This is a genomic window from Pseudomonas sp. 22526 (assembly GCF_052044735.1).
GTDB lineage: Bacteria > Pseudomonadota > Gammaproteobacteria > Pseudomonadales > Pseudomonadaceae > Aquipseudomonas > Aquipseudomonas piscium.
Window position 1 is genome coordinate 177,730 of the sequence record NZ_JBQENK010000001.1, and the last position, 13,638, is coordinate 191,367.

Sequence of the window (13,638 nt, forward strand, 5' to 3'; positions counted from 1 at the left end):
AGTCATATGCCACAGAAAAGGATACTCGTAATAGGTAAGGCACCTCCTGTGCAAGGTGGCGTCAGTATCAATACCTACGAAGTCGCGTTGGAGTTGGTAACAGCCGGTTATCAAGTGGACTTACTCTCCAATAGGCAAGAGGTGGCAGCCGGATACCGGCAAGTGGGGGTAAACGACCAAGGTCGCGCCGGCTTGAATTTTATCGATATTGAGCCTCTCACGGGTTTTTTTCATGTTCCATACTCTCCTTTGTTTTTCGAGCGATTAGCAGGTAAGTCCCTGGCGCTGTTGCAGGATCGGGACTATTCGTTGATCGTAGGATGGTATTTGTTTCCTTATGGGGCTGTGGCATCTTATATCTCTACGGTAAGTGGCATACCTTATGTTTTATTGCATGCTGGATCCGATATAAATCGCCTGGCTAATCATTCGAGCCTGAAGCATATGGTAGCCCGAGATCTGCAAAACGCCAGCGCGATTATTGCGCCAAACAATAGCGCAGTTACTGAAAGATTGATGAGTTTTGGGACGAGCCACGAAAATATAAAGCACTATGGGGGAGGGGCTCAATTTTTAAAACATCATGCAGTGCCCGGAAGGACGTTAGATCAGCTCGTTATTTCACTGCGTAGCTTGGTGAGCGAGGAGGCACCGTGGTTTAATTGGGATTTAATCAATTCACCAGCTGCACTGGATTTTTCTATCGACAAGCAAGTAGTTTGTTTGTATGGGAAAGCTTCGCAGTCTAAAAGAATTAAAGAGGTCGTTGAAGAGGTTGACAAGGTTTCGTCTGAAGTTGATTTTTCCGTGATCATGATATTAGCTGGGGAGCTTGAGGAGCTTAAGGGGATCTATACCTTAACTCGAACACTGCGGAGTGCGGCGACGCGTATTTTTTTTCTTCCCCCACTGTCAGTCTCACTTTTACATGAAGTCCTGGATGTATGTGATGTAGGTATTTGCATTGAAGAATCTTTTCAAGTAGACAGTCACTTGTCCCGTCGACCGCGAGAAATGATGTGTTTCTCCGTCATCCCTATTGTCTCGAAGGACTTTTTAAGCCTTCCTTACTATAGGGATACCTTGATAAATAGCGAAAATTGTCTAGTCATAGATTCCGTCTCCTGCTTGAGTAATACCCTGTATTTACTACTAACAGATCATCAGTTGCTTTCTCATTTGAGGCGCGGCGTTGTTTTAACGTCCCAGTATGTGGAAAGTAAAATGGCGGAATGTAATCCGATTGCTGTGGCTATTGGCCAATGTGCAGAGAGCGTGGGTAATGAGTGAGATGTTCGATGTTGTGGTTGTGGGGGGGGGCTTCGCGGGCTGTTCTGCCGCGCTATCTCTGAGCAGAAGCGCGATGGCCGTCAAGGTGGTGGACGCTGGATACCAAAGAAATAGACTTTCGAACGGCGTGTATTCCTATCTGGGGATAGATGGGAAAAGTGCACATGCGGCTGCTTGTGATTTTGAACGGGAGTTGGACTCATACCATGTACCGATCTTGAGAGACTCCATCAGTAGTGTCGTCCTTCAAGAAGATTTATTTTTTCTAGTAACTGCTGAAGGGGTGAAAATAAAGAGCCGTTACTTGATTCTGGCTACCGGTGTTCGAGATGTATTGCCTGCATTACCAGGCCTTGAGGAGTTATGGGGGCGCTCCGTATTTAACTGTTTATATTGTGGTGCCTATGAGTATCAGGGGCGCATAGTCGCCGTTTATGGAGTCGGGCAGGCGGGTTATGAAGACGCCATCAAAGCTACGTCTTGGTCAAAGAATGTCATTCTCTATCAACCAGCGGAAAGTGTGCTCACTGTTCAACAACTGGCGCATTTGAAACTGGCCGGCGTCGTTATCGAAACCTCGAGTGTCTCCCAGTTGATTGCGGCGCCACAAGGAGGGGTTACGGTTTTTTTGGTGGCGGGTGAGGCGCGCCATGTCGATGTGATGTTTCTAAGGTCTGGGATTATTCCCCGCTTGAGCTTGGCGAGCGACTTGGGCTGCGAGTTGGACCCGGCTGGATATATTCAACTGGATCGGTTTGGCCGAACTTCATGCCCAGGTTTATATGTTTGTGGTGACGCTACGGGTCAGTTGTTTCAGGCTATTGGTGCTGCTGCAGATGGCAATAAAGTTGCTCGTCAACTTCACTATGACAGTCTGTTTTCGACCAGATGAGCTGAGGTGCCAGGGTGAGTATCGTCGAAAATTCAATAGTTCGTGAGTTCACTCATGTGTTTGGTATTCTTAAAAGGCTTCTTGTACCTACTGTGAAGTCTGGTTTTTTTTGCCTGCTGATGTTGGTAGCCATAGGGGCTCTCTTAGGCGTGTGCGGACCTTTGTTGCTCAAGTTTTCAGTTGATCACTTGAGTGATACGACAAGTGATGGCAGCCACCAAGCAGCCGCAGCGCTAGTAAGTGCCTACATTGGCGTACTTTGGGTTGAAAAAATCCTCAAAGAGTACAAGGCCGCACTCTATGTTCGAGTGGAACAGGGCATTCAGCGAGCACTCATCGATAACGTATTGAGGGCTATCATGAGATCGACGTTGGATACTTACTCTTCGGTCAAGGCGGGACCGGTTCACGAAGAGTTATCCAATGGGTTGATCGGCTTTCGAATGATGCTCAGCAACTATACTATGATTCTTATACCCGTAGTATTTCAGTTTTTGGTGATGCTCAGCGTATTTCTTCTGATTTATGGATTCGCTTATTTTTTAATCATGCTTTTAGCGTTTACGGTATACGCCATATTATTTTTTCGATCGACAAAGAAATTGCAGGCTCTGCAGAGAGATGCATTGAAATACCGTACCAGTGCTGGATCCAAAATGACTGATGCATTGTTAAATATAGAAACAGTCAAAGCCTTCAGTATAGAAAATGATGTCATCAAAGGTGTTGATGAGCAAATGGCGGGTGCGGAAAAATTATGGGCGGTGTTTTCAAGGGAGCGTCTGTTTTATAATGCGATTCAGGTTTCTGTGATTGTAGTAGCACTATCGGTCGTGCTGGGCATTGCCTTTACCCAAGTGAAGACCGGCGATGTGACAGCGGGAGATTTGGTTTTATTGATCTTTTATTTGGCTTCAGTTGTTCAACCCATGGAAAGCTTGAATCTTGCGTATAAAGAGATAAAACAAGGTGAGGTGCTTTTTTCAAGAGTATTGAAGTACCTGAAGCCTCTAGGGGAACCGCAGCCTTTGCCGGATATAGAGCTCCGGGATTTATCTCCACCCTCTCTGGAGTTCTGCAATGTATCCTTTACACACTCAAACCATCAACCAGTTCTGAGTGATGTCAGCTTTACAATTCGGGGGGGATCACTCACTGCAATCGTGGGGGCGAGTGGCTCTGGAAAAACAACTATCTCACGACTATTGATGCGTTTTTATGAACCTTCCTGCGGTAAAGTTCTGGTGAACGGTTTGAATATTTCGGATTTTTCAGCTGAGTCTTTGAGGAGGGTGATCACTTGGGTACCTCAAAATACTATCTTGTTTGATGAAAGTGTTTTTTTCAATGTGTCGGTGGGTAATATTGACAGACCCGCGTCAGAGGTTCGTTCAGCAATGGAGGCGGCTTATGTCTCCGCGCTTCTGATGAGACCTCCTCAAGGCGATGAGTCGAATGTCGGAGGACGAGGTCACCAATTGTCTGGTGGAGAGAGGCAGCGAATTGCAATCGCCAGGGCCTACCTTAGAAGCTCCAGGATTATGGTCTTTGATGAGGCGACATCTGCACTGGATACGGTGAATGAGAGGCTTTTTTTCTCACGCTTGAAGATCGATTTCGCCGCTCTTACAAGAGTCGTAATTACGCATAAGCTGGAGGCCGTCGTGGATGCAGAGCAGATAATTGTCATGTCTGGTGGGCAAGTGGTCGAAGTTGGTACTCACATTGAGTTACTCGCCCAAGCGGGAGAATACGCGCGACTGTGGAGCAGCCGATTAGGTCTGAAAGAGGAGCTGATAGCATGAGTTTTATTGTTCGAGCGATGGCTGACAGCGATTGGCCCGCTTTGGCTGAGATATTCGAGCAACCGTTGTTTCGTTATTGGACACTTCGGATGCCATATCAATCAGCAAATGATGCCAAGAGGCTTGTTGAGAACCGAGCCTCTTCCGGGTTGTCCTTGGTCGCTGAACAGGATGGTATGGTCGTAGGGTGTGCGATGCTCTATCGATTCCAAGGGCGTAGGCAGCATGTGGCTGATTTCTGGATGGGGGTCGCCGACCGCCATCATCGTCAGGGTATTGGGAGCGCAATATTAAAAGAGCTAACTACGACTGCTTCAAAGTGGATGAACATAACGCGACTGGAGCTGACCGTTTTCATCGATAACGAACCTGCTATAGAACTCTATAAAAAATATGGTTTTACGCAGGAAGGCATACACAAAAAATTCGCCTATCGAGATGGAGAGTATGTGGACGCATTGAGTATGGCGGTGCTGCTTTAGTGTTCCTGATTGAGGTTTGTTGATGGACGGTTTATCTTTCGAAGATTTTCTGGATCGAACCATGGCTGGTATTGGGCCCCAGGCGGTTCGGGGTATATTGCGGCTTGAAACCATTAAGGATGTGCTCTCTTTTGTCACTGATGACGAGCGCTTCGTGTCAGTTCTTTTAGGTGGATCATACGCCAATCATCGTGCGCGCAATTATTCTGATGTCGATGTATATGCTTTTGTCGTCAATGAGCATATTCGTTGGCGACGCCAGTTCGAAGTGATCCAAGGGGTACCTGTCGAGCTGAATATACTATCGATTTCCTTTCTTGATCAGATCATGAAAAATGCCCAGACAACTCGATATGCAGCTATTTTAAGGGCTCTCTCTGAGACCATGATTTTGAAGGGGGAGGAGCTGTCGCTTTCTATCAGGCATCGCGTCAATAGTATTCTCGAAGATCATATTGGCGGTGCCCCGGGTGTGGAGCGGCTGAGTCGAAAATTGAGGTTTTCGTTGACTACAAAACTAATCGACTTTCACCAGGAACCGGAGTCACTAAAGGCCCATATCATCTTGTGCTCAATGGTAGGTGATGTGTCTTCGCTCCTCAACTTGGTTGCTCAGGGGTGGGTCAGTAATAGTAAACATATGGTTGTTGGCATCAACCAGGATCAACGATGCGTCAGTCTGTTGAATCAATTCTTCGAATGCTACACCTCCTATATTTGTGCGGGTGATAAGGCTGCAATTACAGACACTCTTGTGCTGATTTTGACCGCTTGTGGAGGTGGAGTCTGGAGTGGGTTTGAGGAGTCATTCTAGGGCTCTCTAGAGAGTGATAAGAGTGTGGAGCTTTTGGGCCAGATTCAACGGTGATGGTCACTCAATTTGGACTGATCTTGGAGAGCCTACAACAGGCTCTGGTGCGCGCTCACCAAGCAAGTCACGCACCAGGCCCGTCTGGATAATTACCACTGGCCGCTTACGAGACAGCCGACGATTTCCCAGCCACTGTATTCCCACCAGGAATATCGATCATCGGAGCAACTTCTGGCCAGGCTGGCCATCTGGATTTCGCCAGCTGTTCGATGGGTTCCGAAAGGCGTGTCAATAGAAGCTGTCACCTGATTGACGGTCTGGGGAGCCTTGATGGTGGTCGGATGCACGGAAGCGTTCGCGACAGTTGCGGTGAAAGCGAGCGTCGCGGATACGGCCAGAGCAGTTATGGACTTTTTCATGTTCGAATCCTTTCAGTTATCTGACATGCGGCTTATAAATCGGCCTGACCTGCCTTTATCAATAATCTGAACAGATCGGGCATTCGCGTAATGTGACGCCATGAAAGCCTACTACCGCGCTGCCTCCCGCACAGTCGCTCAACTGCGCTATTGACAAGCTGGTAAAGGCCTGGATTTTTCTGTGGAGAGAGTGGCCAAAGAGTTCGAGCTTGACGAGCTAGTTGTTAACGGTCTCGCTGAAAATGTCAGCTTTCGTCATGGTTTGAGGCGGTGGTGCGCTGGGGGGGGCAGTTCACTCGGATCCTCAAAGCTCAGTTGGAGTTGAGCAATAATCGTGTCCAGTTGCTCAGGGCAGTGGCCGAACTGCGTGCGATACAGCCCGGCGCCTCTATGCATCCAGCCAAGGTGTCTTCCTGACACCGGCACCCTAAGCGGGTCTTTCGGCTTTTTTGAGATTGGGGCGAATCAACGAGAGCTCCCGCTCGAATGGCCACGTCGAAACGCTCCTCCACGAGATCGACACGACGATCGAAGCACACCGATCTACTCCTCCAAGTCAGAGATCCTCCAACTCACTGTGGACTTCGGCAGGTTCAGATGTCGCGCCGCTTCACTCAGGCTCTCCGCCTGACTGATCCACACCAGGAACAAGAGCCAATCATTCGTTCCGCCCATGGAACGGTGATACCAATTTTCCATGGCTTGTACAACAGCAGGCTGGGACATATCTTTTGGATGTGAGAAGACACCACAAACCGAAAGAGAAGGAGAAACTGTCATGGCGGATATTCCGCAACTGATCAATGGTCTGGCCAGAGGCCTCAGCAGCCCGGTCCGTGCACCGATTCTGCACACGCCGGACGAATACGGGATGGCGTATGAGGATGTCACCTTCCCGTCGCTGGACGGCACCCCGCTGGAGGCATGGTGGATACCCTGTCCAGGCTCGGACAAACTGGTCATCGCCAACCACCCGATGCCTATGAACCGCTATGGCTTCCCCTCGCACCTACCCCAGTGGCAGTTCGTGCCCGGCAACGACATCGAGGTCAACTACATGCGGGAGTACCAGCACCTGCATGAGGCCGGCTATAACGTGCTGACCTACGACGCGCGCAACCACGGTCACAGCGGCGGCGCCAACGGCGATATCTTCACCTGGGGCCTCTTCGAATCTCGTGACGTGGCCGGTTCGCTGCACTACATCAAGTCCCGCCCCGACACCCGTGGCATGAGATTGGGCCTACTCAGCCGCTGCATGGGCGCCAATGCCACCTTCGTCGCGAAAACTCGGTACCCCGAGCTTTTCGCGAGCGTACACGCCTTGGTCGCCCTGCAACCTATCTCAATGCGCGCCATGGTCGAGCGCAACCTCGAGGCGATGGGGATCGCGGAACAGTTCGACGCCGTTGACCGGGAGGTACAACTGATCACCAGCTTCACGATCGATCAGGTGTCGCCGCTGGAATACGCCAAGAACTGGCAGGCGCCTGCCTTCATCCTTCAGGTGCGCGACGACGCGCTGACCAAGCCCGCCGACGTGCAGGCGATCTTCGACAACATCCCCGTCGCTGACAAGAAGCTGTTCTGGATCGAAGGCAGCACCCGGCGCTGGGACGGCTACAACTACTTCTCCGAACATCCGGCGCAGATGATCGAGTGGTTTGATAAACACATGAATTAAGCCGATTCACTCTGGCCGCGTGGCTTCGTTGAGACCACTGACATAACCCTCGAGGACTTTGGGGCCTGCGTGTCGAAAATCTACTGGATACGCTGGTGATCCCGCCGATGCGCGACTGCATGAGCGCTCTACTTCCTACGCCGCGACTGAGCGTATGACAACCGCCAAGGACGTCGCTCACACAGAGCGGCGCTCCTTGTCTCCTTAGTATCAATAGCCATCAGCAGAAAATGCAGGAGAATAATCATGTCGGATAAAACCATTGTTGTGTTTGGCGCAACGGGTCGGCAGGGGCAGGGGGTGGTGAACGCGCTGCTCGACCAGGGTGGTTACATTGTCCGGGCAATCAGTCGCGATGCCAGCTCGGACCAGGCCAAGGCGCTCGCCGCTCGTGGGGTCGAGGTGGTTGCCGCAGATCTGAACGCAGCGGATACGTTGGCATCGGCGCTCAACGGGGCTTATGGCGTGTTCCTGGTCACCAATTTCTGGGACCCTGCAACCGGGGCGAGCGAGTACGACCAGGTCAGGAATGTGGTCAACGCCGCAAAATCCGCCGGTATTTCTCATGTTGTTTGGTCGACGCTGCCCAACGCTCTCGACATTTCAGGCGGTAGGTATGAGGTTTCGCATTTCACCAACAAAGCTCTGGCCAACGTTGTGATCGCTGACGCGGGCTTTCCCTACTACAGCTTCGTCGAAGCGCCGTTCTTCTTTCAGAATTTTCTTGCCCAGATGGCGCCGCAACCCACCGGAAACGGGGACCAAAAGGCCTGGGCGGTTCCGATGGATATCACCAACAAAAACGTCCATGCCGGCGACATCCTGGAACTGGGAAAATTGGTCAGGCAGGTCTTTGAGCACCCGGAGACAGCCGGTCAGGGGCAAATCCTGTCGCTCTGCCCCGACGCTTACAGTTGGCAAGAGTTCGCGGATATTCTGAACGCACAGGGCCACAACGTGGCGGTGAACCAGGTGCCAGGCGAGGTCTACGATACGTTCTATCCCGGCGCGGAAGAGGTCTGCGAAATGATGAGCTACTTCGAGGACTACAGCTACTTCGGCCCTGACGCGGACACCAAGAGGGCGCGCGCAGATGCGCTTGTCGGTGGGCAACTCACCAGTTTTGCTGACTGGGCCAAGGTCAACATGCCGGCCTGATCCAACGGTGGAGAATGGTGGATCGCAGCAAGATGACATCCCAACGCAAATTGGCCAGCTAACCAAACCCTTAGTCCGCGGCAACACGGCTTCCTTTGGCACTTCCATTCCGGCGTCGCTACCGTGTCGTTGCTCATGGAAGACGGGGGTTGGGCGCAGGAAACCGACCTGAAACACCACACCCCCATCCTGATGGCGTGGAAAGGACGAATACCATGACGACAAGCACGACAGAACGCGAAAACACCCAGCCCCACCTCGGGCACAATCAGCGTCCACGCGACATCGTTCACCGGGCGCGCGGGATAAGCAGCGGTCCGATTACGCGGCTCGTGAGCCCCTCTGACTTGGGTGGGCTCATCAAGCCGTTCGTATTCCTCGACCTCTTCGATTTTGAGGGCGGTCACGCCCCGTCTCTTGAACTTGGCTGGCACCCGCACTCAGGTATTGCCACGGTAACAGTCCTTCTTGATGGCTCGGTCCAATACGCCGAGACGACGGGCAGCGTGGGCGTGCTGCCCGCCGGCGGCGTGGAATGGATGCAGGCAGGGGGCGGTGTTTGGCATACCGGTACCGTGGACTCGGCGCCCGCGAGAGGCTTCCAACTCTGGGTGGCGCTCCCACCCGATCTTGAAAATGCGCCCAGCATGAGCCACTACGTGATGCCCGAAGATGTGCCCCACGTTGGCCCGGTGCGGGTGATCCTCGGCTCGTATAACGGTCTTTCGAGCCCCATCGTTGCGCCGCCAATGACGTACCTCCTGGTCACGCTGAAAGACGGCGAACGTTGGACGTTCCTCCCGCCATTGGGGCATGACGTCGCGTGGGTATCGTTGATGGATGGTGCGCTGCATGCGTCATCTCGCATCACACGTGGAGAGGTCGCGATCTTCGAGCGCGGCGAGACGGCCATCGAACTAGTCGCGGAGGGTGACACACAGTTCGTGCTCGGCTCGGCCAAGCAGCACCCTCACGAACTCGTGCTCGGCCACTACTCCGTGCATACCAGCGTCGAGGCGCTGCGACGGGGCGAGGCCGAGATCCGCCGTATAGGGCATCAACTTCGCGCTGAGGGCAAGCATAGCTACGCGCTCAGGTCGATCTGAGGCCGGGGCGTGATTCAGAAAGAAGAGCAGAAACATTCATGACCCAGACTCGAAAGTGGCGTCCATCACTACGAAAATGATGGGCGCCACTTTGATGCCGATCCCGGCTTGCGACTACGACGCCCTCGCGAGTCGCTCTAAAGGAAGTCAGTCGCGAACAACATGCACAGGAGGCGCGCCGACGGGGTCAGCAGTCGCAGGTCGAACAACGCTAGATGGTTATGTGTCCGACGGCATTCCACGTTGTTCAACGAGCCATTTGTCGAAGGTACGCACGTCGGGCTGGCGCGCCAGCAGTGCCGGTATGTTGGCGAGGTAGCCGGCCTCCCCAAACCACTCAAACATCTTCCGAACGTCATGGGGCAATGAACGTAATAGCAACCTGGGCAGTGGGAAGGGTAGCCCGGCCGCCCAGCCGTGGCTCTTGAGGGCGGCGACGATCTGCGCGCGGGTCAGCTCGACGCCGGCGATTTCCTCGGACTTACCAAGAAACGATCCCGGCTGGGTGACGGCTTGCGCAACCCAATCGCCAATGTCGGCCGTTGCAATCATTTGGAGTGGCTTCGTTTTGGGCACATAGCTGCGCAACAGCGCCAATAGCACGGTTCGTAGTGCAGGCTTACTAAAGTTCTCCATGAAGAACGCTGGACGAACGATGCTGGCGGGTAGGCCAATGTTGCGGATATGTTCCTCGATAAGCCACTTGCTTTCAAAATGCGCTACGCCCGAGCGCCGATCGGCTCCTCCCACCGATGCATAGATGAAGTGTTCTACCCCTGCGGCTAGCGCAGCATCCGCCACGGCAATGCCCCGGCGAGTTTCGAGCTCCGTGCCTTGTTCTGAACCTTGAACGGAAAAAACTCCATGGGCGCCGGCAAAGGCGCTTCGCAGTGAGGCATAGTCGTCCATGTCGGCCGCAACGACCTTGATGCCGTTCGCGGCCAATTGCTGCGCCACGTTGGAGCTCGGCTTTCTCGAAAGCGCGCGAATGCGCCAATGGCCTTCCGCCCTTAACGAGCGGATCACGGCACCGCCCTGTTGCCCAGTGGCACCTAGAACAACGATGGTTCTGAAAGTCATGGTATGGAACTCGACTGTTTTATCGAAGAGGTCAAGGAATACGAATAGCTTGACGAGCCCGCCCTGCTCAGAGGGACTCACGAGGTGCGTAATCGGGCCGTTGCTCACCCTATGCGTACGGTGAGCGATATCGCGCGGACGCTGATTGTGTCTGGATAGAGCAGGGGGGCTTGACGCTTGTCGTCATGGTGTTTGTTCTTGCTTGTAGGGACTCTTTGCAGGCTTCGGCCAGTGCGGTGCCGCCGAGACGAAGCACATCACGGCGGCTGAGCGGATTGTTTGTCGTCCCTGGTGTTCGGGGCCGAAAGTGTTGTCACACCAGCCCGAGGCCGAGCAACTGGGCGAGCGCCTGTCCTCGCGGGGTGGTCCAATCGATGGCCAGCTCCGACACGACCTGTGCCGTCGATGTGATCACGGCTCCGGCCTGCTCCATACGCCGCAGCGCGGCGGTGTCCCCTGCCTTTGTGAAAGAAGCAGACGCGTCCGTCACAACCTGAACGTGATACCCCTCGTCAAGCAGTTGGAGCACCGGAAAGACGACGCAGATCTCGGTTGTGATGCCGGCGACGATGACCTTCTTTCTTTCTGTGGCCTTGACCGTGTTGCTGTAGTTCGGGTCGTGCATCGCGTTCACGATTCCCGCGCGCTTGACCCGCTTGGCGAAGGCGTCCGGTGCGACTTCCTCTAGCTCGGGAATCAGCGGGCCCTGGATGTTCTCCTCCATGCTTGAGGTCAGTACCAGGGGCATGCCGACACCCTTGGCGATCTTCGCGAGCTGCACGGCGTTCTTCTTGACTTGCTCGACGTCGTGCGATCGCGTCCAAGATATCGTCCCCGTCTGATGATCGATCAACAGCATCGCGGCGTTTTCTGCGGTGTAGACATTCTTATGCATGGTTCGCTTCCTGTCTGGTGGTTGCCGACTCTTCACGTCCACAATATGTTTCGTCATTTCTTTGCACAAGCCATGGTTTTTTGGCAACATTGTTCCATGAATAGAACGACCGATCTCAACCAGCTCTTGATTTTCGTACGGGTCATTCAGGCGGGGAGCCTGAGTGAAGCAGCGCGACGTTTGAACCTGCCGAAGTCCACAGTGAGCCGGAAGATCTCCGACCTGGAGGAACGGGTCGGTGAGCGGCTCATCCAGCGCACGACGCGTAAACTGGGCCTCACCGAGGCGGGCCGTCTGCTCTTCGAACGTGTCTCCCCGGCCATGAGCGACATCGAGGAGGCCGAGAGTGCCGTGGCGGGAATGCGTGGGGCGCCGCGCGGCGTGCTGCGGGTCGCGGCTCCTATGTCGTCCAGCACGCTCGGACCGATCGTCGCCGAGTACTTGGTTCGTCATCCGGACGTGGCCGTCGAGATGGTGTGCTCCGATCGTCGTGTCGATCTCGTGGAGGAACGCTTTGATTTGGCCATTCGAGCGGGAGAGCTTGTCGATTCGACCCTTGTTGCGCGCAATCTCGGAAAAGCGAAGTTCATGCTCGTCGCGGCACCCGAGTACTGCAAACGCCATGGCGTCCCGAAGACGCCTGCCGAACTGACGAGCCACGCATGCGTCGCGTTCGGCGGCGGAGCCGCACCGCACGTCTGGCCCCTGGAGTCGGGGGGCAAACGTGTCGAGGTCCGCATTACCCCACGACTGACGGTCAATGATATGGAGATCGTTCGCGAGGCCGCCCTCGCGGGCGTGGGGATCGCATGGCTACCCCAGCTCTTCTGCGCCGATGACCTGCGCCATAAGCGCTTGCTGCCCTTGCTCGTCGACTGGTGCTCGGCGGAGATCCCGGTGCATGCGCTCTACCCAACGAGACGTCATCTTTCGCCAAAGGTAGTCTCCTTCGTCGATTTGCTCTCCGAGCGGATCCAGCTGCACGATCACTAACGCGCAGCTTTTGCCTACGCCCACATGCGGCGCCTTGAACTAGGCGGACCAGAGGGCAGGGCGGATATTTCTCATGGTCGACCCTCCCTTTCATGCGTCATGCAGGGGGGGGCTACGCGAAACGCCGCGATTTCATGCCTGGGCGGTTTGAGCCTTCTCATATCCGTACGTTTGCCTGTGCCTGTGCCTGTGCCTGCAAGGCACAAGGGTTTTTATTGCTTATTGTCGGGGCAGGGCGTAGGGCCCAGCCTGGGCATGGTACTGGCGACCTTTGATAAAGGGTGAATCGAAGCTATTCTCACCAAGGACAGTGATCTTAATTATTTCCAAATACGCGTTAAATATCTGGGCAGGAGCCAAGAGACATGACAGGGGAAGATCTGATTAGGGCTATAAACAATAACAAAACACTCATGGAGTTGAATGATTGTCCTTCTGTGTCAGTTCAAATGGGCTGCGCTGTTTATGGGAAGGTGCAAGATGACGTTGGAAATGATGAAATTACAAATAATGGGAGCATGAAGTACCAAATCGAACAGGCACTTTTATTTCGTGGTGAGCACTCGCAGACAGCTGTTTGGCACTTTAGTACGGATAGTCCGGAACCAAAGGTTCATCACTTTGTCGTTATCCCTTGGTTCAAGCAGTCAGTCGGGACAGTGTATACGGTATTTATGGCCTACGAGAAAAAATACATGGTGGTTAATTATGTCGAGCATAACAGTCCAGCTCCTGGCGAGATTAAAGGCTACAAGACAGTTTGGACGGCAAACGACCTAAGCACCATGCTCTCTGACTTACTAACTAAGAGTAACGCTTGGGAAGAATATTTCGGCAATGTTGGACCAGCTCAGGCAAATAAAATCCGCTACTTTAAATACAAAATAACAACACTAGACTCTGCAGTTTCCAACGTGAATCAATACAGAGAGCTCTGTCGGTAAACTACTTGACCATCCTGGCGACCGTCTCACGCTTGGCCTGGGGTTACCCAAAGCCCACCTTCAGTGCTTCGATGTGCAG

The 13,638-nt window shown here is 53.5% G+C and carries 13 protein-coding genes; 10 read left to right on the forward strand and 3 right to left on the reverse strand.

The window, feature by feature from the left end; all coding sequences use genetic code 11:
• The first annotated feature begins 6 nt into the window (after nt 1-6).
• The 5 genes from ACTJKT_RS00805 to ACTJKT_RS00825 are packed head-to-tail and all read left to right on the forward strand — an operon-like array spanning nt 7 to nt 5,283.
• Nucleotides 7-1,290, forward strand: coding sequence for a glycosyltransferase (locus ACTJKT_RS00805; RefSeq protein WP_440785790.1), 1,284 nt, complete (start codon nt 7-9; stop codon nt 1,288-1,290).
• Nucleotides 1,283-2,182, forward strand: coding sequence for an NAD(P)/FAD-dependent oxidoreductase (locus ACTJKT_RS00810; RefSeq protein ID WP_440785791.1), 900 nt, complete (start codon nt 1,283-1,285; stop codon nt 2,180-2,182). Before ACTJKT_RS00805 ends, ACTJKT_RS00810 begins: the two co-directional genes overlap by 8 nt.
• A 14-nt stretch (nt 2,183-2,196) precedes the next feature.
• Nucleotides 2,197-3,987, forward strand: coding sequence for an ATP-binding cassette domain-containing protein (locus ACTJKT_RS00815; RefSeq protein WP_440785792.1), 1,791 nt, complete (start codon nt 2,197-2,199; stop codon nt 3,985-3,987).
• The gene (locus ACTJKT_RS00820; protein ID WP_440785793.1) at nt 3,984-4,469 is read left to right on the forward strand and encodes a GNAT family N-acetyltransferase; all 486 of its coding nucleotides are present in this window, start codon (nt 3,984-3,986) and stop codon (nt 4,467-4,469) included. The genes ACTJKT_RS00815 and ACTJKT_RS00820 overlap by 4 nt, the downstream gene beginning before the upstream one ends.
• Nucleotides 4,470-4,491: 22 nt before the next feature.
• Nucleotides 4,492-5,283, forward strand: coding sequence for a hypothetical protein (locus ACTJKT_RS00825; protein WP_440785794.1), 792 nt, complete (start codon nt 4,492-4,494; stop codon nt 5,281-5,283).
• A gap of 146 nt (nt 5,284-5,429) precedes the next feature.
• On the opposite strand, the gene ACTJKT_RS00830 is transcribed toward ACTJKT_RS00825, so the two are convergent.
• Nucleotides 5,430-5,699: a hypothetical protein gene (locus tag ACTJKT_RS00830; RefSeq protein ID WP_440785795.1), complete on the reverse strand. Its 270-nt coding sequence runs from the start codon at nt 5,697-5,699 to the stop codon at nt 5,430-5,432.
• Between the two features lie 778 nt (nt 5,700-6,477).
• Between ACTJKT_RS00830 and ACTJKT_RS00835 the strand changes: the two genes are divergently transcribed.
• The 3 genes from ACTJKT_RS00835 (at nt 6,478) to ACTJKT_RS00845 (ending at nt 9,647) form a co-directional block, all read left to right on the forward strand.
• Entirely contained in the window at nt 6,478-7,383 is a 906-nt protein-coding gene (locus tag ACTJKT_RS00835; protein WP_440785796.1) for an alpha/beta hydrolase family protein, read from the forward strand.
• Nucleotides 7,384-7,629: 246 nt separating this feature from the next.
• On the forward strand, nt 7,630-8,541 hold the full coding sequence (locus tag ACTJKT_RS00840; protein ID WP_440785797.1) for an NmrA/HSCARG family protein: 912 nt from the start codon (nt 7,630-7,632) through the stop codon (nt 8,539-8,541).
• 215 nt (nt 8,542-8,756) lie between these two features.
• Nucleotides 8,757-9,647, forward strand: a complete 891-nt coding sequence (locus ACTJKT_RS00845) for a pirin family protein (RefSeq protein ID WP_440785798.1) — start codon at nt 8,757-8,759, stop codon at nt 9,645-9,647.
• A 219-nt stretch (nt 9,648-9,866) separates the two neighbouring features.
• Here ACTJKT_RS00845 and ACTJKT_RS00850 read toward each other — a convergent pair whose 3' ends face one another.
• On the reverse strand, nt 9,867-10,727 hold the full coding sequence (locus ACTJKT_RS00850) for an NmrA/HSCARG family protein (protein ID WP_440785799.1): 861 nt from the start codon (nt 10,725-10,727) through the stop codon (nt 9,867-9,869).
• Between the two features lie 313 nt (nt 10,728-11,040).
• Complete coding sequence (locus ACTJKT_RS00855) at nt 11,041-11,622, reverse strand: isochorismatase family protein (protein ID WP_440785800.1); 582 nt, start codon at nt 11,620-11,622, stop codon at nt 11,041-11,043.
• 96 nt (nt 11,623-11,718) lie between these two features.
• Here ACTJKT_RS00855 and ACTJKT_RS00860 point away from each other — a divergent pair, with 96 nt between their 5' ends.
• Complete coding sequence (locus ACTJKT_RS00860; RefSeq protein WP_440785801.1) at nt 11,719-12,615, forward strand: LysR family transcriptional regulator; 897 nt, start codon at nt 11,719-11,721, stop codon at nt 12,613-12,615.
• Between the two features lie 365 nt (nt 12,616-12,980).
• A complete protein-coding gene (locus ACTJKT_RS00865) occupies nt 12,981-13,559 on the forward strand; it encodes a hypothetical protein (RefSeq protein WP_124324373.1) in 579 nt (192 codons plus the stop codon).
• The last annotated feature ends 79 nt before the right edge of the window (nt 13,560-13,638 follow it).